The organism is Thalassotalea mangrovi (assembly GCF_005116735.1).
Classification (GTDB): Bacteria; Pseudomonadota; Gammaproteobacteria; order Enterobacterales; family Alteromonadaceae; genus Thalassotalea_A; species Thalassotalea_A mangrovi.
The window spans coordinates 23,506-44,851 of record NZ_SWDB01000029.1 but is presented as its reverse complement, the minus strand read 5'-3'; the positions used below and the strand labels follow the sequence as shown (position 1 = coordinate 44,851).

The 21,346-nt window shown below is 44.7% G+C and carries 24 protein-coding genes; 8 read left to right on the top strand and 16 right to left on the bottom strand.

Annotation, left to right across the window (positions count from 1 at the left end; genetic code table 11):
• Positions 1-83 precede the first annotated feature (83 nt).
• Complete coding sequence (locus E8M12_RS12025) at positions 84-869, top strand: class II glutamine amidotransferase (protein WP_136736391.1); 786 nt, start codon at positions 84-86, stop codon at positions 867-869.
• A 38-nt stretch (positions 870-907) separates the two neighbouring features.
• On the opposite strand, the gene E8M12_RS12020 is transcribed toward E8M12_RS12025, so the two are convergent.
• The 3 genes from E8M12_RS12020 to purM all read right to left on the bottom strand — a co-directional run bounded on the left by E8M12_RS12020 (position 908) and on the right by purM (position 3,488).
• Entirely contained in the window at positions 908-1,711 is an 804-nt protein-coding gene (locus E8M12_RS12020) for a DUF3108 domain-containing protein (RefSeq protein ID WP_136736390.1), read from the bottom strand.
• An 85-nt stretch (positions 1,712-1,796) separates the two neighbouring features.
• A complete protein-coding gene (gene purN / locus E8M12_RS12015) occupies positions 1,797-2,447 on the bottom strand; it encodes a phosphoribosylglycinamide formyltransferase (RefSeq protein ID WP_136736389.1) in 651 nt (216 codons plus the stop codon).
• Entirely contained in the window at positions 2,448-3,488 is a 1,041-nt protein-coding gene (purM, locus tag E8M12_RS12010; protein ID WP_136736388.1) for a phosphoribosylformylglycinamidine cyclo-ligase, read from the bottom strand.
• A gap of 338 nt (positions 3,489-3,826) precedes the next feature.
• On the opposite strand from purM, the gene E8M12_RS12005 reads away from it, so the two are divergent.
• Both E8M12_RS12005 and hda read left to right on the top strand, forming a co-directional pair.
• Positions 3,827-4,921 (top strand): DUF2066 domain-containing protein, encoded by a 1,095-nt coding sequence (locus E8M12_RS12005; RefSeq protein ID WP_136736387.1) that lies wholly within the window; start codon positions 3,827-3,829, stop codon positions 4,919-4,921.
• Positions 4,921-5,625: a DnaA regulatory inactivator Hda gene (gene hda / locus E8M12_RS12000; protein ID WP_136736386.1), complete on the top strand. Its 705-nt coding sequence runs from the start codon at positions 4,921-4,923 to the stop codon at positions 5,623-5,625. The genes E8M12_RS12005 and hda overlap by 1 nt, the downstream gene beginning before the upstream one ends.
• Positions 5,626-5,953: 328 nt before the next feature.
• Here the strand turns inward: hda and E8M12_RS11995 are convergent, their stop codons facing one another.
• The 4 genes from E8M12_RS11995 to bepA form a co-directional block, all read right to left on the bottom strand.
• Positions 5,954-7,843, bottom strand: a complete 1,890-nt coding sequence (locus tag E8M12_RS11995) for a hypothetical protein (protein WP_136736385.1) — start codon at positions 7,841-7,843, stop codon at positions 5,954-5,956.
• Between the two features lie 17 nt (positions 7,844-7,860).
• A complete protein-coding gene (locus tag E8M12_RS11990; RefSeq protein ID WP_136736384.1) occupies positions 7,861-8,259 on the bottom strand; it encodes a DUF2069 domain-containing protein in 399 nt (132 codons plus the stop codon).
• Positions 8,259-8,618 (bottom strand): arsenate reductase (glutaredoxin), encoded by a 360-nt coding sequence (arsC, locus tag E8M12_RS11985; protein WP_136736383.1) that lies wholly within the window; start codon positions 8,616-8,618, stop codon positions 8,259-8,261. Before arsC ends, E8M12_RS11990 begins: the two co-directional genes overlap by 1 nt.
• A 124-nt stretch (positions 8,619-8,742) precedes the next feature.
• The gene (gene bepA / locus E8M12_RS11980) at positions 8,743-10,209 is read right to left on the bottom strand and encodes a beta-barrel assembly-enhancing protease (protein ID WP_136736382.1); all 1,467 of its coding nucleotides are present in this window, start codon (positions 10,207-10,209) and stop codon (positions 8,743-8,745) included.
• A 160-nt stretch (positions 10,210-10,369) separates the two neighbouring features.
• On the opposite strand from bepA, the gene E8M12_RS11975 reads away from it, so the two are divergent.
• Together E8M12_RS11975 and E8M12_RS11970 are read left to right on the top strand one after the other, a co-directional pair.
• Positions 10,370-10,693, top strand: a complete 324-nt coding sequence (locus E8M12_RS11975; RefSeq protein ID WP_136736381.1) for a sulfurtransferase TusA family protein — start codon at positions 10,370-10,372, stop codon at positions 10,691-10,693.
• Positions 10,686-11,759 (top strand): AI-2E family transporter, encoded by a 1,074-nt coding sequence (locus tag E8M12_RS11970; RefSeq protein WP_136736380.1) that lies wholly within the window; start codon positions 10,686-10,688, stop codon positions 11,757-11,759. Before E8M12_RS11975 ends, E8M12_RS11970 begins: the two co-directional genes overlap by 8 nt.
• An 85-nt stretch (positions 11,760-11,844) precedes the next feature.
• Here the strand turns inward: E8M12_RS11970 and bcp are convergent, their stop codons facing one another.
• Together bcp and E8M12_RS11960 are read right to left on the bottom strand one after the other, a co-directional pair.
• Complete coding sequence (bcp, locus tag E8M12_RS11965; protein ID WP_136736379.1) at positions 11,845-12,315, bottom strand: thioredoxin-dependent thiol peroxidase; 471 nt, start codon at positions 12,313-12,315, stop codon at positions 11,845-11,847.
• Between the two features lie 24 nt (positions 12,316-12,339).
• A complete protein-coding gene (locus tag E8M12_RS11960) occupies positions 12,340-12,852 on the bottom strand; it encodes a glycine cleavage system transcriptional repressor (RefSeq protein ID WP_136736378.1) in 513 nt (170 codons plus the stop codon).
• Positions 12,853-13,497: 645 nt separating this feature from the next.
• Here E8M12_RS11960 and bamC point away from each other — a divergent pair.
• Positions 13,498-14,562 (top strand): NlpB/DapX family lipoprotein, encoded by a 1,065-nt coding sequence (bamC, locus tag E8M12_RS11955; protein WP_136736377.1) that lies wholly within the window; start codon positions 13,498-13,500, stop codon positions 14,560-14,562.
• A 98-nt stretch (positions 14,563-14,660) separates the two neighbouring features.
• On the opposite strand, the gene E8M12_RS11950 is transcribed toward bamC, so the two are convergent.
• Genes E8M12_RS11950 through E8M12_RS11935 form a run of 4 tightly spaced genes read right to left on the bottom strand, consistent with a single transcriptional unit; the run spans position 14,661 to position 17,011 of the window.
• Complete coding sequence (locus tag E8M12_RS11950; RefSeq protein WP_136736376.1) at positions 14,661-14,837, bottom strand: DUF2897 family protein; 177 nt, start codon at positions 14,835-14,837, stop codon at positions 14,661-14,663.
• Positions 14,838-14,858: 21 nt separating this feature from the next.
• Positions 14,859-15,521 carry a M15 family metallopeptidase gene (locus E8M12_RS11945; protein WP_136736375.1) on the bottom strand — a complete coding sequence of 221 codons (663 nt, stop codon included), beginning with the start codon at positions 15,519-15,521 and terminating at the stop codon, positions 14,859-14,861.
• Between the two features lies 1 nt (position 15,522).
• Positions 15,523-16,662, bottom strand: coding sequence for a succinyl-diaminopimelate desuccinylase (gene dapE, locus E8M12_RS11940; protein WP_136736374.1), 1,140 nt, complete (start codon positions 16,660-16,662; stop codon positions 15,523-15,525).
• Complete coding sequence (locus E8M12_RS11935) at positions 16,655-17,011, bottom strand: ArsC family reductase (protein ID WP_136736373.1); 357 nt, start codon at positions 17,009-17,011, stop codon at positions 16,655-16,657. Before E8M12_RS11935 ends, dapE begins: the two co-directional genes overlap by 8 nt.
• 246 nt (positions 17,012-17,257) lie before the next feature.
• On the opposite strand from E8M12_RS11935, the gene E8M12_RS11930 reads away from it, so the two are divergent.
• Positions 17,258-18,274 (top strand): putative porin, encoded by a 1,017-nt coding sequence (locus tag E8M12_RS11930; RefSeq protein WP_136736372.1) that lies wholly within the window; start codon positions 17,258-17,260, stop codon positions 18,272-18,274.
• 6 nt (positions 18,275-18,280) lie between these two features.
• On the opposite strand, the gene E8M12_RS11925 is transcribed toward E8M12_RS11930, so the two are convergent.
• Positions 18,281-18,667 (bottom strand): ACT domain-containing protein, encoded by a 387-nt coding sequence (locus E8M12_RS11925; RefSeq protein ID WP_136736371.1) that lies wholly within the window; start codon positions 18,665-18,667, stop codon positions 18,281-18,283.
• 398 nt (positions 18,668-19,065) lie between these two features.
• Between E8M12_RS11925 and yfbV the strand changes: the two genes are divergently transcribed.
• Entirely contained in the window at positions 19,066-19,500 is a 435-nt protein-coding gene (gene yfbV, locus E8M12_RS11920) for a terminus macrodomain insulation protein YfbV (RefSeq protein WP_136736370.1), read from the top strand.
• A gap of 45 nt (positions 19,501-19,545) precedes the next feature.
• Here yfbV and rlmA read toward each other — a convergent pair whose 3' ends face one another.
• Both rlmA and xthA read right to left on the bottom strand, forming a co-directional pair.
• Entirely contained in the window at positions 19,546-20,361 is an 816-nt protein-coding gene (gene rlmA / locus E8M12_RS11915) for a 23S rRNA (guanine(745)-N(1))-methyltransferase (RefSeq protein ID WP_136736369.1), read from the bottom strand.
• Positions 20,362-20,372: 11 nt separating this feature from the next.
• The gene (gene xthA / locus E8M12_RS11910; RefSeq protein WP_136736368.1) at positions 20,373-21,182 is read right to left on the bottom strand and encodes an exodeoxyribonuclease III; all 810 of its coding nucleotides are present in this window, start codon (positions 21,180-21,182) and stop codon (positions 20,373-20,375) included.
• Positions 21,183-21,346: the final 164 nt, after the last annotated feature.

Genomic DNA, 21,346 nt, shown 5'->3' with positions numbered 1-21,346 from the left:
AAAAATAAGGATAAAAGTGTAAATGCATTGTTTACAGTGTTAACTTTTAGATAGCTTCGAATGATTTGCTTAAAGGGGTAAATATGTGCGAATTGTTGGCAATGAGTGCTAATGTACCGACTGATATTGTCTTCAGTTTTACTGGATTAATGGAACGTGGTGGCAAAACCGGGCCCCATAAGGATGGCTGGGGTATAACGTTTTATGAAGGTAAGGGCTGTCGTACCTTCCGCGATCCACTCCCCAGTGCCACCTCCAGAGTGGCGAGACTGGTAAAAGAGTATCCCATCAAAAGTGAAGCGGTGATTTGTCATATCCGCCAGGCAAACGTTGGTCCGGTATCGTTGGAAAATACCCATCCTTTTGTACGGCAATTGTGGGGACGAAATATTACTTTTGCCCACAATGGTCAACTCAAAGACTATAAGGAAGCGCTGGATACCTCTTGGCATGAATCGGTGGGGGAGAGTGATAGCGAACAGATATTTTGCTTTATCCTCGAACAATTGATGAATAAATTTGGCCGCAAAAAGCCGGAAACGCCGGTACTGTTCGAATTCTTAACCGCGCTGTGCAAACAGATTAATCAGTATGGTGTATTCAATACCATTATGTCCGATGGCGAGTTCCTGTTTTGCTATTGCGATACCAATTTGCATTGGATCACCCGTCGTGCGCCCTTTGGGCCGGCAAAACTCATTGATGCGGAAATGGCCGTGGACTTTAACGAAGAAACTACACCTGATGATGTGGTAACCGTTATCGCCACGCAGCCGCTGACCGATGACGAGTCCTGGCAAAAGATGGCGAAAGGAGAGGCGATATTATTTAAGCACGGTGAAGTGATTAAGCATCATCATAACGAATAAAAATCAACAAACCTGACCCCTTGATTTTTACGATGCTGTTAGGGTTCTTCGATTGGAGTGATGGCCTCATCCGCTTCTTGTTGCGATTGCTCAACACTGACCAGCTCAGCCTCAATCTGCTGGAAATCGCCTTCAATCTGGTGCAGCTTTACCAGCAGGTAGTTTAATTTTGGAGCAAACCAGGCGTAGGTGACTTTTTCATCATTCTTACGACGACGCAGTTTTACCGTATCTACCAGCCCATAGGGGAGCATCAGTTCTTCTGTACCTACGTATTCGAATTCGTATTCTCGAATTTTTCCGGAAGTAGAAAGAATTGGGAAGCGGTAACGTTCAACACCGTTGATTAGGTTGAAGCGAGATTGCAGGTGAAAGCTTAATTTACTTTGTAAGCCTTCCGGCCAATCAATATCGACAGTTTTGTCCTTTTTCAGGTCAGTTGCCTGAGAGTTTTGCTGATCGAACTGCCAGTGGTAATACTTGTCTTTACCCGTTCCTTCCCGAATTGACTCATAGGTCAGTGGTATTACTTTGCCATCAACTACTTTATTAGTGGTTATCTCTTTACGTTCGTCACTGAGAATTAACCACTTGATCTTAGTTTTATAACTGAATTCGACTGAGCCATCATCGTGATTGGTCAGGGCGCGGGTTGCCTTGCCGACAATGTCGCCGCCATGGACGATATTGTATTTAGCCACGAAATCGGGAATTTTACTGACGATGTTTTTGTCAGGTTCTGGCGATGCTTGTGAGTACGCAGAGAAGGAAAGGAGCACTACAGCAGACAAACAACTTAAAGCGGAACTTCGACCACGAGTTTGGGATGTCATCAATTTCATAGGTGCTCCTTAGCGTTATAGATATTCAGATACTACCAACAAAAAGAAGTTCAATTTTTATCGCAACGGATTGACGTAAATCGCCTTATTCTTCATTGGCATAGCCATTTTCGGCAAGGGGCTTACCATCAAGAATGGCACAATTTCCTGACATTGTTAAGCGATTCTGGCAAAACCAGTTTACCACCAGTGGGTAAATACGATGTTCCTGTTCATGAACCCGCGCAGCCAGGTCGGATGCTTCATCACCGTCGAATATGGGTACTTTAGCCTGTAAGATAACCGGACCACCATCCAGTTCTTCGGTAACGAAATGGACACTTACCCCATGAGTCTTATCACCTGCATCTATCGCGCGCTGATGAGTATTCAGGCCCTGATATTTTGGCAATAAAGAAGGGTGTATGTTAAGCAGTCTGCCCACATAATGCTGGACAAATTGTGGCGTTAAAATGCGCATAAATCCTGCGAGAACCACTAAATCAGGTTGGTAGGCATCAATGCATTTGATCAGGTTTTGATCATAGATTTCGCGGCTGGCAAATTCTTTGTGTGAAAGCACTTCGTTGGCGATACCAGCGTTTTCAGCGCGGGTTAAGCCAAATACGTCAGCGATGTTTGAGATAACCCCAACAACATCGCCATCGATTTTTTCAGCCTTGCAGGCATCAATGATTGCCTGCAAGTTGCTGCCACTGCCAGAAATCAGAACGACAATTCGTTTTTTTCCGGACATTTATTTGATTACCACCTGCTCGTCGCCTTCAGCTGCGTCTTCAATGGCACCGATGTGCCAGGCGTTTTCGCCGTGAGCTTTCAGGATTTCTAAGCTTTGCTCAAGCTTATCAGCCGGAACCGCCAGGATCATACCAACACCACAATTGAAGGTACGGTACATCTCATGTTCAGTGATGTTGCCTTTTTCCTGTAGCCAGTTGAAAATTTCCGGCCACTGCCAGCTTGAACCATCGATAACGGCTTTGCTACCGGCTGGTAACACACGAGGAATGTTTTCCCAGAAACCGCCACCGGTGATGTGGGACAGGGCATTCACTTTCACGTCTTTTAACAGGGCCAGCGTCGATTTAACGTAAATTTTAGTCGGCTCAAGTAAGTGTTCGGCAATCGATTTACCCGCCAGCATTTCACTGGTATCGGTATTATTGACTTCCAGCACCTTGCGAATCAAAGAGAAACCGTTTGAATGTGGGCCGGAGGAAGCAAGAGCAATTAGCTGATCACCAGCAGCCACGTTTTCGCCGGTGATTAATTCAGATTTCTCCGCAACACCAACACAGAAGCCGGCAATATCATAGTCACCGGCATGGTACATGCCCGGCATTTCAGCAGTTTCACCGCCTACCAGAGCACATCCTGACTGCACACAGCCTTCGGCAATGCCTGCTACTACATCGGATGCAACATCCACTTGGAGCTTACCGGTGGCGTAGTAATCAAGGAAGAAAAGAGGTTCAGCACCCTGAACAAGCAAATCGTTGACACACATAGCAACCAGGTCGATGCCGACGGTATCGTGTTTTTTCAGGTCGATGGCAAGGCGCAATTTGGTGCCAACACCGTCGGTACCGGAGATTAAAACCGGCTCTTTATAACCCGTAGGCAATTGACATACAGCGCCAAAGCCGCCCAGTCCGCCCATAACTTCAGGGCGTTGCGTGCGTTTTACCGCACCTTTAATGTTTTCAACCAAGGCATTACCCGCATCGATATCAACACCGGCGTCTTTATAGCTAAGAGATTGTTTCTGCTCGCTCACTTCGAACCCTTATATAATGTTTGTTCAGGTAGAGGAGTTGCACTTATTTTGTTTGTTCGCTGTAAAAGTGAACGGTTGCAAGCAAGGTATAAAAACATTGTTTGCAATTTTCACGAAAGTTCATACTATGCGTGTATATCCATTCGCGAAATACGATGAATTTTGTGTAAATCGCCGTCAGTTTGAAGTTAAAACAAACAACAAAGTTCAACAGCCCCCTTGTTACACTGGTAAAAATTGCGGTTATTCTACCAGTGCAGCGCACTGGTTAAAATCTCTGAGAGAAAATATTTTCTTTTCTTGGTTAAATTCTTGGTCTTTATGATAATATTCGCCCTATGAAAATGATAAAAATTTTGTGTAAGCGCGTTGCCATGGGTTTGGTGGCGGTTGGCCTAAATATAACCGCGGCAAATGCTGTCCAGGTTGATAATTTGTACCAGGGACAGGTAAGCGTGCCCAGTCAGTCCGCACAATCTCGTCAACAGGCAGTCGGTTCCGCATTTCGTCAGGTACTGGTTAAAATTGCCGGTAGTGAATCGGTAGCCAGTAACTCAACGCTGGCCACTGCATTGCGACGTCCAGATAATTACCTGAGTCAATATAGTTATACACAACAGGATCGGCAAATTTACCTGCTCGCTGATTTTGATCAGGACAAAGTCAACTTACTGCTGCAAAAAGCTGAAGTTGGTATTTGGGGGAAACATCGCCCTTTAATTACGGTCTGGTTGGTGGAAGAGCAGGGCAATCAACGCAATATTATTGCCGATTCATCCGCAGAAACCTTATTAGAAGACCTTAAGAAACAAGCTGCCATCTATGGTTTGCCAATCAATTTTCCGTTAATGGATTTAACCGATGCAATGGAAGTTTCCTCGGCTGATGTCTGGGGACGTTTTCAGCAACCATTGGAAAAGGCTTCGCAGCGTTATGGCTCAGAAGCAATAGCAGTGGTGCGATTATCTGATAGTTCTTTGCTTGATAATGCCGAGAAAGGTGGAAACACACAGCTTAAAGCCATTGACTGGACATTGTTTGTTAATGGCAATCGTACAGCGATGCGCTACAAAGGCAGTGATAACGAGGACTTGATTGCCAGCGCTGTTGGCGGTATTGCACAGTCTTTATATCAGCAAAACTCTTATAGCGTGACCGCGCAAGCGAACCATTCCACTCAAATTGAAATTGTTAATGTGGATTCTATGGCTGCCTTCAAACAGGTAAAGGAGTTTCTTGACAGCCTGACACAGGTTGCCAGCGTTCAGGTGGTCTCTGTTAAAGGCGAAACTATATTATTCAATCTGTCTTTATTATCCAGTGAGGCCGCGGTACGACAGGCATTAAAACTGGAAGGCAAACTGATTGAAAGCAATGATCCATTGGCGCCGGAATCCGAAGTTCAGGTAAGCCAGTTTATTTGGAAGGGTTAATGTCAAAATACAATCAGCTGCCATTGGCGGTTCATTTACCCGATGATGAAACCTTTAACAGCTTTTATTGTTCAAACCAGCAATCACTGATTGCTAACCTTAAGTCATTTGTTGAGGCCGATAACCGTGGCGCTCATGGTTATTATCTGTTCGGCAACAATGGCGTGGGGAAATCTCACCTGTTACATGCCAGTTGCGCTCATGCCAGTAAACTGGGTTTAAGCTCAGTGTGTCTGCCGATGGCCGAGCTGGTGGATATGCCGGTGGAAGTGCTGGCAGACCTCGAGCAGGTTGACTTAATATGCCTGGATGATTTGCAACTGATTGCTGATTCAAACTACTGGCAACGAGCCATATTCGACCTCTACAATCGTGTCATTGAAAACGATAAGAAAATCATTCTCAGTGGTAACGACAGTGCTGCCCAACTGGGAATAAGTTTGCCGGATCTGCTTTCTCGTATTACTTGGGGGATGGTGGATCAGGTAAAACCATTGAATGACACGGAAAAAACCGAGGCTCTGATCTTACGCGCAAAATTACGGGGTATAGACTTAAACGAAGAAACCGCTCGTTACCTGATTAATCGTTTATCCCGTGATATGAAGTCTTTGATTGATAGCCTGGATACGCTTGATAAAGCGTCAATTCGTGAACAACGCAAAATCACCATACCATTTATAAAAAGTGTGTTATTGAAGTAAGCCGTAAGCTTCAAGCGGTAAGCTGTAAGCCGTAAGATGCTTCTGATCGCTTCATGCTCATCTCTAGCGTCATTCCGGACTACGATCCGGAATCTGTGTTGGTTATAGCTGTAGGACGTAAGCTTTAAGCTGTAAGATGCTTGTTTCTGATACTTGTGAAGTTAGTCGTAAGCTTTAAGCATAAGCTGAGATACCGGGCGACTCCGTTATAACAATTTTTCCAGGTTATCTGTTTGGGACTCGGAGGGTGACGATCTTGTCTCTGACAACCGGTGACAAAAAAGCCCGCTGAGCAATTGCTGAGCGGGCTTTTCCATAAATGTTGTGGTTATTGCTTTGGTTCCGGGCGCAAATGTGGAGTATAGGTTTGTAACACCACAGGTTGTTTACCCGAGAATCCAGAAAATGCTTCAGGGCGGCTGCGCAACTGCTCGCCATTAGCCAAAGTTAAATCGAGATTATCAATCCATGATTGGCCAGGGGTCATTAATACTGGCGGCAGAAGGTCATCAGCGCGATTAGCGATATCAAATTCCGGTAATAATCGTTCGGTAACGAATATGGCGCGCGGTAGGATATCATTGACCGCAACCCGTCCCCGCTGTCCCCAGGTGACAATGTAATCCTCGCCGGTAATATCATCTCCCTGTGGGGCGTTGGTTACCGCAGTATCGCGACGAACGCCGTATCGTAAAGCCATCATCGTCTCTTCAAACAAAATGGCTAAATCTTCACGAGTTGTGGTGTAGTTGTAAAAGTCATTAGCCAGGTCGTTTTTGTAAAACTCAGCAACATCATCAGGCAAATAAGCACGCTGTATACTGTTTGCGGAAGCTCCCTGAAACCGGACCTGGGCAAGTCCGAGCATCTCCTGACTCAACAGAGGGTATAGATCATCGAGACGATCGGAGATCTCGACATTCTCGTTGGCGGCATCAAGTACCCGTTGCGACGCGGAAAAAGATGACCAGTCTGCAGGGCTGAGAAAGTCATTGGCATGACCCAGCTCATGGTACAACAGGTCTGCCAAATCATATTTGATGTCCAGCAATGGGCGTGAATCGCGCTCATTAGGATCTACATAAAAGCTGACGTACTCGTTGTCTTTGGTATAACGCCAGGGGATGACAAACTGAAGGTCACTACCGAAATCAGCACGATAGTCGGGAGCCTCATTAATCGTGTCGCGTTCATCGGGGGTTAGCCACAGCGAATTCGGATCCAGATAGATAGCGCCGGTGGCCGTCCAGTAAAACGATGGCCGGACATCGTATGAAATCACAATGGCAGTGGTGGCGCGCAACAGGTTTTTAAAATCGTCAAAGTTGTCGTAAGCCAGAAGGTACTCTTTGAACCGGTCGCCCATCCAACGATGGGAAACCACAACCCGGTCCATAATATCATCAATCGTTGGTGTCAGTGTATCTTGGGCTAATAACGGTAATTTTGACAGCTGACAAGAGCTGGTCAACTGATTGGAATAGACACAGTCGACCAGGTCGGCCTGATAAGGACTATTACTGTTATAAGGAAATACTTTTGCCAACGGCGCATCGTCAAAGTATGCATTATTGGCAATACCATCGGTATTTTCGACCAGCAGTGAAACGGTATCTGTATAGGTGGTGCCAGTTGCAGAATCCGTTACCTCGGCCTGCAATTCAATAACCGTATCCTGACTAACCTGAGGTACGTTAAATATTGCTACCCTGGAACTTTCATTACGGTTATCAAAGCTGATATTCGGCCCCTGGGTTTGTTGCCAGGATACCTCCTCCTGTTGCAGAGAGTTATCGACGAAAGCACGTAATGAAACGGCGCCACCTTCTACAACGCTGTGCCCGAGCCGGGCAACCAGAAGTGGACTGTCAGATGTTGCGGTAAAACTGATCGAATCCTGATAAGATTGACCATCACTTTGAAAGTTTACCTGAAAGCTGTATTCGCCGGCATCTGGTACGGTAAATGCCAACACCTTGCCTTCGTCATGAACTAAGTTTGCGGTCGGACCGCTTAACTGCTGCCAACGAATGTTGCTCAGCTCATCGCGATTAAGCAATAAAACCAATTCAACCGAGCTACCTTTGCTGATAACGGTATCATTAACAATGATGTTATCGCCGGTAATTGGATCCTGTGGTTTGGAATCTGATCCGCCACCACAGGCATACAGAGTTGCAGTAGTGGCAAAAAGTAGTGCCAATTGAGTCAGTTTCATTGCTGTTATTACCTCTGTTATTTCTTTTCTTTACGGTTTTTCTTTAACCCCAGTCCCAGTTCCTGACCTTTGTACTTTGAATAATAGGTACCAGCAAAGAACATCATGCAGGCAAATATAAGTTCGATGACTGCCAACCATCGCTCTTCAGGCGACACCCATAAGGTTGTCAGGGAGTGAAGAAAATAAATCATCACAATAAAATTTGCCCAGGCGAAAGTGTAGGGATTACCTTTTATCAGTCCCGGCAATGGAAATAGCAATGGAATCACAAACATCGCCACGGCAAGTACCGGTGATAAACCTTCACTGGGCGACAGATAGATCAGCCATACTGGCATAAATATCAGTAAACCAAAGTACCCGGCAAGGGCAATACGCTTTAACGTTGGTGTTGAAAAAGTTTGTTTACGCATCAGCCACACTGTTCAATCAAAGTTAATACGTTTTCCGGAGGACGACCGATACAGGCCTTATTTCCGCACACGACGATTGGTCTTTCCATCAGTTTTGGGGCTTTTTCCATGCCAGTGAGTAATTGTTCGTGGGTACTGTCTTTGCTTAGTCCCAGTTCTTTAAATTCTGCTTCTTTAGTACGCATCATCGCGATCGGTTCGACAGCGAGTAGTTGGCTAAGTTCGACAAGTTGCGCCTTGGTTAGCGGCGTTTTCAGATATTCAACGATATTGATGTCGACGTTTGCCTGTTCAAGAAGTTGCAGGGTCTGGCGGCTCTTTGAGCAGCGCGGGTTATGATAAATGGTGAATTGAATCATAGTTTTCTCATTAGTTATTTCGGTTCTCCGCAAATTGCCGCCTTCTACCTGGTCATGGATTACTTTCAGGCTCTGACGGCCAGGCAGCAATGTGCGAATCGTGATCGGCACGCCGATCGGGAAATTATAATCGTTTTAATTGGTTTTCACGTTCCTGAAACTGAACTATTCTCGCTTTAATACGCTTTTTCATCAAGGTCTGTTCACTGGCAAAATTATACGCGGTGTGTAATTCATCGATGGCTTTTGGGTAAAGGCCGAGCAGGGCATACACTTCAGCCTGGCTGGCGTGCATCTGTGACGGTTTTTCCTGCTTGCGATAGACCTCGGTCAATAAATCGTAAGCAATAAAATGATCCGGGTTCAGGATCAGGAAATCCTGCAGCAAATTCGTTGCTAGCTCATATTCTCCTGCATAAATGGCACTGTTGGCGTAATTCAGGGTAACTACCTGATTGTTTGGCATCAGTAAATTCAGGCGCTCGAGCATCGTCAGTGCCTGAGAATATTTCTTTTGCTCCAGGTAGGTATCGGTCATGGCATCGACGAAAAACAGGTTGTTAGGGTATTTTCCCAGCAAGCCGGTCAACAGAACTTCGGCTTCTGAATACTCTTCATTGGCGAAATACGATAACGCCAGACCATACTCACCGGCCTCACGATACTGAAATTGTTCTCGCTTTAACTCAGCTTTAAAGTTGGTGATATTGTCTTTTGCATCGCCCTGATAACGCGCGCGAAGCCTGGCTTTCGCTAACTCAAACTCTAAACTGGCTGGTAATAAACGACTTGGATAGGCTTGCGCCCGGTTTCGCGAGTCGGTGATCCGTGAATCGGGTAGGGGATGCGTCAATAACATTGCCGGTGGCTTAGAGGTATAACGATACTTGGCTGACATTTTCTTGAAAAAATCAGGAGCGCCATTGGGATCGAAACCACTGTTTACCAGGATAGACATACCAACCCGGTCCGCTTCTTTCTCATTACTACGTGTATAGTTTATTCCTGCCTGAGCACCGGCGGCATTCGCCGCAGAAAGAGCTGCCATACCGGCTTCCGGGTTTACCAGGGCCAGTAATACGCCGGTCACCATTCCAGCAAGCGTCCAGGGCATGGTTTTAGACTGTGCCTCAAGCTTACGAGCCAGGTGACGTTGGGTTACGTGAGCAATTTCGTGGGCAAGTACCGAAGCCAACTCACTTTCATTGTCTGCCATGGTTAACAGGCCAGAATGTACGCCGATGTGACCCCCAAAGAAGGCAAAGGCGTTAATTTCTTTGTTGTTTACTAAAAAGAAATCGAATTGATAGTTCACGTCTTCGGCATTGCGAACCAGTGAATTGCCCAAATGATTGATATATTCAATTAACACCGGATCCTGAATCAGCGGCATGCTGGCGCGAACCTGACGCATCATGGCATCACCGTAGATTCGCTCCTTGTCCAGAGACAGGGTGGAAGTGGCGGACGTGCCGATTTCCGGAAGGCGGTTTTTATTCTGCTGAGCCATTGAGTTCGCAGCGCCTGCCGCACAAAGGGCGACCAGTGCACAGGAGACAAGAATTCGCGGCTTCTTTACACTAAATTTCATCAATATCCTAACGACAGCATTGATTTGATTAAAAATCTTTAGAGTTTGAATTTCTTAGATAGTTCATTGAATGACCCATGATGAACACAAATCTGAGAATTTAACTTCATTTATATTCGCCGAAATGGTTTGCGATTACAAATAATAAACCAGCATTTTAATGACACCAGCAATGGTTGCTTTGAATATCAACAGCATGTTGATAATATTGGCGTTTCAAGGTAATGATAAATTCGAGGTAAGGTTGATTATCGCCCTGGAGCTTGACGCCAGACAGTGGAAGTGTCCACAACCGTTAATTGAGATGAAATTGGCGCTCAGGCGGCTGACACAGGGGCAGCGGTTGCGACTGCTTATTACCGATCCCGGCTCACAACGAGATATTCCACTATGGCTGCAACGCCAGGGATTTGAATTCGAAATGAAGCCTCACAGCCATGAGGTAATGGAAATTATTATTCTAAAGAGAGAGATTGATGTTTAATTATATCGCCGAGTGGTACCGTAAAAAATTTGCCGATCCGCACGCCGTTACCCTGTTTTTATTCCTGTCACTTTCATTTGCATTATTGTACTTTTTCTCTGATTTACTGATGCCTATTATGGTGGCGGTTGCGATTGCATTTTTGCTTGAGCAGCCCGTACAACGAGTCATTAAATTTGGATTGAATCGTAATGTATCCGTCATTTTAGTGATGATTCTGTTTTCCGTTGTCGCATTTTCTGCGGTGTTTGGACTGGTGCCGGTACTGTGGCAGCAAACCAGCAACCTGATTCAGGAAGTGCCCAACATGATCAGCAAAGGTAATAACTATTTGATGACCTTGCCGCAACAGTATCCGGAGATCGTGTCTGAATCTCAGATAGATGCATTAATTAATTCTTTGAAGGATAAGCTGTTGCAATGGGGCCAGGTGATTCTCGAAGTCTCGGTGAATTCACTGTCTAATATCGTTGCCCTGCTGGTTTACCTGATTCTGGTGCCGATCATGGTTTTCTTTTTCCTTAAGGATAAAGATGAGATGCTGAAAAACCTGATTCGTTTCTTACCCAAGGAGCGCCGCTTAACCGCTCAGGTTGGGGCAGAAATGCATCAACAGATTCACAATTACATTCGGGGTAAGGTGCTAGAAATTCTTATTATCGGCATCGCCGCAACGGCCGTATTTATGCTACTAGGCTTGCGCTATCCGGTGTTGCTGGGCTCGTTGGTGGGTTTATCCGTACTGGTGCCTTATGTTGGAGCTACCGTAGTCACCATTCCAGTCTGCCTGGTCGGCTTGTTCCAATGGGGGATTAGCCCGCAATTTGGTTACCTGTTGCTCTGGTACGGGATCATTCAGGCGGTGGATGGTAATATCCTGGTGCCATTCTTATTTTCAGAAGCCGTTAATTTGCATCCGGTTGCCATTATTATCGCGGTCATTTTGTTTGGCGGCTTGTGGGGCTTTTGGGGAGTATTCTTTGCAATCCCGCTGGCGACACTGGTTAAAGCAGTGATTAATGCCTGGCCATCTTCCTCACACACGGAAGAGTTATTGGTTGAATAATAATCTCAACCGGGGCTAGGCTAGCCACAGAAGTAACAATAGACGATAGTTTCAGGGGGCCATTGAGCCCCCTGATTTTTTTGGGTTAGGACTTGATACTGTCCAGTACAACCTGATGATGGTCTTTGGTTTTGAATTTATCAAACAAAGTTTCGATGTTGCCGTCTAAACCAATCAAAAAGGACATGCGGTGAATGCCGTCATATTCCCGTCCCATAAATTTCTTCAGGCCCCAGACGCCATAGTCTTCGGCGACTTTATGATCAACATCGGAGAGCAGGGTGAAGTTTAATTCATCACGCTGACAAAATTTATCCAGGCGTTTGACTTCATCCGGGCTGATACCAAAAACGACCGTATCTAGCTTGTCAAATTCGTCTTTATGATTACGTAATTCCTGTGCCTGAACAGTACAACCCGGGGTCATTGCCTTCGGGTAAAAGTAAATCAGTACTTTCTTTTTTCCGATGAAATCGGCCAGTGACACGGGATTGTTGTTTTGGTCGGGCAAAGTAAACAAAGGCGCTTTGGCACCTGCTTTTAATGGACTTACCATAATGTCTTCCTTTAAAAATAGTTGTCAGGTGTGAATAAATTTTCCGCTGATGGATAATCGTTCACACAATTGATTAAAGTCAGGTTGTAAATTATCCCAGTTACAGTCTTCATTGGATTTGAAGATTAACTGTGAGGAGATCTGTTCCGTTAACCTGTCGGCTTTGGAACGAAGAGAAATGAGATCCAGATCACGGCGAGCAAAAAACTCAGTCACTTCTTTTAATATTCCCGGGGCATCTTTACCGCTGAATTCCACCGTGACCTGATTTGGACTAAGTTCCATCTCCTGAGCCTGGGTACGCTGAATGATTGTCAGTAACTGCATGGAGTGGGCAAGCAGAGGTAGTCTCGCTTCTAATTGATTAATGGCAGAACGGGAACCGGAAATCAGCATAATAATTGAAAACTGATCGCCAAATATACCCATTCGGCTGTCATCAATGTTGCAACCAAATTGCCAGATCAATTTTGTCAGTTCACTGACAATGCCAGTTTTGTCTTTGCCAGTGGCAGTGAAAACCAGGCTTTGATTCATGGTCGCTCTAAATCCTTTAACTCATTAATATTTGGTAAATATTAACACATTAACGGCGTGACGTTAGCCCCAATACTCGCGTACCGCGATAATTCATCAGGATAGCCATTAGTACAGGCTTTAGGAGTGGCCTTATTATGTCCCTTTAAAAAACCTTTTACCAACCACTTACAATATTTTTGTCCATGGTTTGAACAAAAGCTGACATTGAGGGTCAATAGAACGTTGATGAGTGTGTAACAGCGCAGATTAATTTTTATACCAACTCCACTAAGCGTTTTCCCACTCAGTGAGAATTTAAAGGCTTTCAGGCAAGGCGTTGATTGTCGAGAATGGTCGTTTTCCATTGTCAAAATCAGTAACGCAATATAAACGCCTTTAAAACTCACCCGTTGGGAGTTGATCAGAGGCTCATTTAAGGCCCTAGATTTCATTAATATAGAATGCCTATATCAATGAAATCTATGTTGTAAATAAACCTCCGCCCTAACTCTGAGTTGTGCAAAAACTTAATGGAATTGGTATTACTTATTTGTCTGGGGCTTTCACTTAGCGTCGATTGTGGTAAAGTAAGCAGCCTATACCGATGGTAGCTAATTCCAATAACAAGCAAATGATTGCAGGCTTTATTCATCAGGAGTATTAATGAATCGCCGAACTTTATATCTTTCACTACTGGCGTTGACCGTAAGTGCGTGTAGCACGGTAGAAACTCGCAAACAGGCAAAAGGCGAATTTGATTATGTTAATCAGGAAGTACCTGATGCGTTAGTCGTTCCGGCACACCTGAACAATCCAGAACGTCCCTCCGAGTATGAGGTTCCACCATTACAGGGTACAGCTGGCCCTGTTGGAGAAGAATTAGATATTCGCGCACCAGCCCTGGTTTTAGCGCTTGCTTCCGGAAGTCGTATTGATGAATTTGATCAAACTGCCCAGATTTGGTTTGACAAAATTGATGATGATAGTGACCTGTATGCCGTCGTTGTTGGTGCCATTGAAAATTATCTGCAGGAAGAGGGTGTAGAGCTGACGTCAAAGCAGGGGACGGAATTAAAGTCCGATTGGTTCCATCAGCAAACCACCAGCGGTTTTTGGTTATGGGAAGATGTCAGCACTTCAGAAAGCTGGCGTTTTAAGTATTCACTGGTCACTAAGCCACACGGGCGCAGCATTGGCTTAAATGTGGACCTGATCGATTATAAATCTGCAGATGGCTCTTCTCAGATCGATCCAATCGAGCAACAGCGTGTAGAAATGGCGATGATTAATGCCGTATCAGCCCAGCTTGATTACGAATATCGTCTGAACCTTCGCGACCAACGCCTGGCCAAAGCGAATCGTAAAGTGGTTGCGATGGGCAGTGACGAACAGGGGCAATCTGCATACCTGGTCGATTACCCGAGACAGGAGTTCTGGGATATGCTGCCGCAATTCTTTGAAAAATATAATTTCTCGGTAACTGATTTAAACGAATCTAAGTACGTTTATATGGTCAATTATGAACGCAATGACCCAAGCCTTTGGGAAGGTATCTGGGGTGATGCGGTTGATGTGATTGATCTTGATGATGGCAGTTATGAGTTCCATCTGGTTGCTAAAGATAAGAAAACCTTGCTAAAGATCTATAATGACCAGAAGCAACTATTGTCGGAAACCGAATTGGAATCAAATTTCGATATCATGTCGAGTGCGTTATCGTTTAATTAATTCGCTAACGTGAATAAACAAAAAGCCGATCTTAGATCGGCTTTTTTCGTATTTGACGAAGCAAAATTTGCTTGCTGTTCGGTTTAATTTACATCGCGCTATTTTTTGGGGCGAGGTTGCTGAGCTCGTTTATCGCCAGCGCGTGGTAAGGTTTCTTCAAGTTCATTAAGGCTTTTGCGGCGAATTGGCCGGGCACTTTTTTGTAACATCGATAAGTTACCAATGATAATGGCCAAACCCAAAACGATGATCAATACGATTAACCAGGTATTCATACTATGCTCTTGTCTCGGTTATTAGCCGGTTATTTTAACATACCTTGTCAGGATCGAAGGTAATAACTTTGCAACGATATTGCTGGCAACTGTTGGCTTGCGCCTTAAACACTGGGTTAACACATTGATGTCTAGTTGCCGTTCAAAGCTCTCTGCCAGAGGTCGATAGGACAAATGCCATGGTTCGGGTGCTATGCCACCCTGAAACGATTGATAAGGTCGATAAAAATCAAATTGATGGCAATTGTTTTCCAGCCATTGGTTTAATGGTGCCATTGGGCCACCAGTGTCATATTCCCAGGGTTCAAGTTGCAGTTTTTTACCCGCCAATAAATCAGGATCGAAAACGTCAATGTCGGTACCCCAATGATGACGACTGGCCCCGGGGAGGGCGGAGTAAAGCAAAATCGCATGAATCTGCTCTTCGGTGGCAAGGTTTTGCATATCAACGGGTTGATTGTTGATGTCGAGCACCGGGCGCTGACCTTCGAACTTGGCATTGAATATACCAAGCTGTCGGTCGTAGGAACGAAAACCGCTGACAATCTGCAGGTTAAAGCCATCATCCATGGCTGCCTGCTGCATGGCTTGCCAGGGTTGTACCACTTGTTTATGCAAGCCAATGTTGTCAGCGATATACTCGATGTGATCCTGTATCTGCCCGGTGAGTTGTTCTGGAGTCATATTATTTTGCCAATAAATTTACCAGGGTATGGTAATACATGTCGGTAAGCTGTATTAACTCGTCGCATTTAACCTGTTCATTTACCTTGTGAATAGTGGCGTTACAGGGACCTAACTCAACCACCTGGGCACCGGTTGGTGCAATAAAGCGACCATCAGAAGTTCCACCTGCGGTCGAAGGTGTGGTGTGCAGACCATTAGCAGTTTTGATGGCATTGGTTACTGCACTGAGTAGCTTACCTTCACCAGTTAAGAATGGCTTGCCGTTAAAAGTCCAGTGCAAATCGTAATCCAGCTGATGTTGATCTAATGTCTTCGTTACCCGATCGATGATTTGCTGATCATTGATTTCGGTGGAATAACGTAAATTGAATATTGCATGAAGCTCACCAGGAACGACATTGGTAGCTCCGGTGCCAGAATTTAAATTGGACAGTTGAAAACTGGTCGGTGGAAAATATTCATTGCCATGATCCCAAACGGTCTGGCTGAGCTCGGCTAAAGCGGGAGCAGCCTGATGAATTGGATTTTGTACCAGTTCCGGATAAGCCACATGACCTTGCACTCCATGTACGGTAAGATCGCCGGTGATAGAACCACGGCGGCCGTTTTTAACGATGTCACCAACCTCATTGGTACTTGAAGGTTCGCCAACAATGCACCAGTCTATTTTCTCATTCCGCGCTTCTAAGGTATCGATGACTCGTGTGGTGCCATTAATAAATGGACCTTCTTCATCACTGGTAATTAAAAAGGCAATTGAGCCCTTGTGATCCGGATAATCTTTTACGAAGCGCTCAGTGGCGACAACCATGGCCGCAAGTGATCCCTTCATATCCGCCGCACCGCGACCATATAAAATGCCATCTTTAATGGTTGGTTCAAACGGAGGGGTGTTCCACTTTTCTAACGGGCCTGTCGGTACAACATCGGTGTGACCGGCGAAACAAAATACCGGCGCTTCGCTGCCACGGCGTGACCACAAATTGGTGGTATCTTCGAACACCATGGATTCGTTGTTAAATCCCACAGCCCCTAATCGATTTGCCATAAGCTCCTGGCAACCAGCGTCTTCTGGAGTTACCGACTCCCGGGAAATGAGATCGCAGGCCAATTCAATAACTTCAGGTAATTTACTCATTGGTGAAAATATCTTGATATTGATCGGCCTTGAAGCCCAGGTAAAACTGACCGTGGGTTTTTAATAAAGGTCTTTTCAGTAACGTCGGGTGGTCCACTAAAGCGCTACAACCATCTCTGGTTTCCAATTGTTGTTTCAGGCTTTCATCAAGCTGACGATAGGTTGTACTGCGTTTATTCACGAGCTTGTTCCAATCGGTGTTGGTAACAAATTCGTTAATTAAGTCGGCATTAATGCCGTCTTTGCGCAAATCGTGAAATTGATAATCAATACCGTTTTGTTCAAGCCATTTTCGTGCTTTTTTCACGGTGTCGCAGTTGTGGATACCATAAACAACAGGTTGAGTCATTTTGCTTTTGTGCTCTTTTTGTTAAATGAAATTGCCTTTATTAAATCACATTATTATTGCTTTATCAGTAGCAAGTGCAGGTTTATCAACAGATAGGAGATGATCTCAACGGCAAATAGTTAAAATGTAAAATTTTCGTAAAGTAAAAAAGGGGTAATATCAGGATTATTATGATTTAATCAATGTCCTTATTAAGGATTTCGTAATCCATTGTATAAAAACAAAAATTAGTAAAAGGAGTTTACCATGCGACAGTTGAATCCTGGCGTCCTATTGCTGGCAGGAATGAGCGCTTTAGTGGCGGTTGTCCATGCTGATGATTCGATATCTCAGCAAGTTGACGGATTTCAACATCAAGTAGATTATCGATATGGTCTGAATGATAGTGATAGTCAGGATCATGCGCTGAGTTACCGTTATTATCTTGACGAGGTCCAGTTCACAGGTCCAATTGCCTTAACCAATGAACTGGCACAAACCAGTTATATTCAAGCTGGTTTTATCCGACAGGAACCCGATTCTTTTTCGTGGACATACCCCAAAACCGACACCTATACGGTAAGCGGAGAATGGATTTTTGAACAGAATTGGTTCATTGGCGGTCAGTACAATCATTATGATTTGGAAAATCGGGATGTCGGCGGATATCAACTATCCGCGGGATACTATTTAACAGAAACAACGCGTTTTTTTGTGTCCTATGATTATGCGGACGATGATGGTTATCAGCAATCATTTTTCTATCGGGATCAACCAGAAGAATCGGCTAGTTTTGGTCAATGGTTAATGTATTATCCATCCCCCATTTATGCAGCAAACCTGCCAACTTCGAATCGCGTACCGGGTAGTATACAAGTAGGCTTATTCCAGGAAAACGAGGCTCCAAAAGGCAGCCTTGAAAGTACGATATTTACCCTTGGAGGAAGTCATTATTTGCCATTCGCCGAAAATCAGGGGTTATATCTCAGCGGTTATTATAAAAAGTATGATATTGAAGCTAAGGGTAATGCTCTGTTACAACACTATGTAGATTTCAGTGCGGACGAAATTTTATTGCAGGCAGACTGGTTTATTACCGAACGCTGGAATATTGGTGCCAAATACAATCGAATAGATTTTGATGTTATCGACGAAAGTGAGTATTCAGCCAATACCACTTACACCTATGAGTTTTCTAATGGACTTTATATTGGCGCAGGCTATCAATATTTTATTGAAGCATCGGCTAACCTGTTTAATCTGCGCCTGGGATGGCGCTTTTAATTAGAATTATGGCTGGATAACCATATAGCCGTCAGTGCGCAACGCATTGATGGCGAGTTGGACTTTATCTTGTTTTATGAGGATATAGTCGGTATCAAAAGTCGATATCGCAAAGATGCTTATCTGTTGTGCGGCAAGTACACCTGAAATCTGAGACATAATACCCGTCAGGGAGAATCCCAACGGTCCTAACACTTCCAACGCTCGCCAGTCACTTTCTACCTCCTGGCTTGTTAACGCCACCGTATTTGGCACAACAACAGAAAGCTCTTCATAAGTTTTGGCAATGAAAAACACCGATGCGGAAAATACTTCAGCCGGAATCGGGGAGTCCTGCTCGAAACTATGAATATTAAATAACTCATCGAGCAATTGTAGCGTTTGTTTAGTCATCAAATTTTATCGTTATCGGTTATCGGCAAATGCTTACCTAATTGTTTCTTGATTAAATCCGAAATGCAAATCACCCAGTTTTTTAAACTCTTCTCAATTTATCCACACCGACTGTGGGTAGCCTTGTGAATAAGCTTTGCTAAGCTCTTTAACACCCTGCTTTTATTAACTATTTTCGTTTGAACGTAATTCGTACAAATTTTTACATTTAGCTAACACATGCCCGGCTTTTTTGGGGTAAGCTGTGATCCGAATTCCTGAATTGAGCATAGAATAGAAGTTGGACAGGTATTCAGGAACTATTTATCAACTTTATCCGACAAATCATGTACTATTAAAGGTAGCGGCTGTTTTGTCTAGGCAGGCGGTTATCATTCTGGCTTTCGTGACTGAGTAAAATGAAATCTTCTCTGATACAGCAATTGAAACTGGGTAATGAATATGTGAATCTCTGGCCAGAGAGGGTGGAGCTGAGTCGTTATTTTGCTCAATATCAGGCAGTAGTTGCCTGTCGGTTTAGTAAAAAGTACTGTCTACCACTTGCACTGCTGGTTTTGTTCGTACCGATTATGGCATATGGTAGTGCTTATCTGAATACGACGTCCGTGTATGCGCTGTTCATTGCCTCGTTACCGGCACAGGCGCTGCTATTTATGGCAAAACAATCGAAACAGTCTTTGCCTCCTTCACTGGCATCCTGGTATAAACAGGGCGTCGAGCGTATTCAGCAGCACGGAGCTTCATCTCCTGATGTGAAATTCACGTTGACCAAACCCAGCTTTATGGATCTCGCCAAACTTTTGGATTATTCCTACCGAACCATGAAGCACTGAGCTTGATATAGCCTGGTGCTCCCAAGGCCCTGACAGCAAGTTCGTTTATTGACGTTTGAACAGGCGAATGACAAAGTCAGTTTCACACTCAAATCGTTCTTCGTTTTCCAGTGCCTGACGCAAGGCATCCGAGGTCTTAAAGGCAAACGGCGTCATTGATAACAGATTAAACTTATCTGCTGTTGTTAATAAATCCATTTCATAGGCGAGGCGGTGTTGCTCGACCAACTCAAATCCCGGCATTTCTGGCAGGGTCTCATCATGTTCCTGAGGGGTGCGATATATCAACGATTTGAGTTGCCACAAATGCCTTTTCCCCGGGGATACCGTAAGCAGATAACCGTCTTGTTTGATTACCCGCTGGAATTCCGCGACTTTGATTGGCGCATAAATCGAATACCCCCAGTCAACGGTGTTATCGGCAAACGGAAGTTGCGCGACGGAACCAACACTGAAGTGACACGACTGGTATTTTTTAGCGGCAATTCGAATGGCATTTTTAGCAATATCGATTCCATAAACCTGGTTGTAATTATCCTTGTGGGCGCACGTGTAGTATCCTTCTCCGCAGCCGATATCGAGCACATTGGTATTGCTATCAGGACAGTATTGGCGATAAATGGCGACCAACTTATCGCGTAATGGCAGGTAGTAGCCTTGCTCTAAAAATCCGCGCCGCGCCGTTACCATCTGTTTATTATCGCCAGGATCTTTAGAATGTTTAAACTGTACAGGTAACAGATTGACGTAACCTTCTTTGGCCTCGTCAAAGCTATGATTGTTACTGCACTTATAGGTTTTCCCCTGTAAGTGCAGAGGCGTCCTGCACAGTGGGCAAAGGTACTCGGGGTCAGGTCGCATAACCGTTTCCTTTAGCTTTTAAACGTTGCCCAAATAGGGGCATGGTCGGATGGTTTTTCAATGCCACGCAATTCGTAATCGATGTCTGATTCGATACATTGTCCGGCTAAAGATGGCGTTGCCAGAATCACGTCGATGCGCAGCCCACGATTATCATCAAAGCCACGAGAGCGGTAATCAAACCAGGAGTATTTGTCTGTGGCATCCGGTGTTAACGCGCGGAAAGTATCGACAAAGCCCCAATCTAATAGTGTTGCCAGCCATTCTCTCTCTTCTGGCTGAAAGCTACATTTCCCGGTTTTCAGCCAGCGCTTGCGGTTTGCCTCGCCAATGCCAATATCCAGATCGGTCGGTGAGATATTGATATCGCCCATAACCACAATTTGTTCGGTGTTTTCATGATGCTCGTTTAAATGGGTCATTAGATCCTTATAAAACTGGCGTTTATATGGAAATTTGGTTTCATGGCTGATGTTATCACCCTGAGGAAAATAACCATTCATTACCGTTACGTCATTGCCCTGATTGTCTTCGATGGTCACAGTGATCATCCGACGCTGAGACTCATCGGTGTCGGTAGCAAAGCCTTTCTGGACTCTTTTGGCAGGCTGCTTACATAACATGGCGACACCATAATGGGCTTTTTGGCCATGAAAATATACGTGATATCCCATAGCCTCTACGTCTTCAACCGGGAACGCTTCATCATGCACCTTAATTTCCTGCAGACCAATAACGTCTGGTTGATGCTTTTCAATCAGAGCCTGTAACTGATGCAGTCGTGCGCGCAGGCCATTGATATTGAACGAAACGATTTTCATATGATTTTTTCCTTAAAACTCCGGTATTTTTATCGGCGCAATCATAGCATGTGACCCGCCGCAACTGAAGATGTAAGCGTTATAGCCAGGCATATGTAGATCCGGTTAAATTGTTACATTCGGTTACAAAGTTGAAAAAATAGTATTAATGGCATGTAACATTT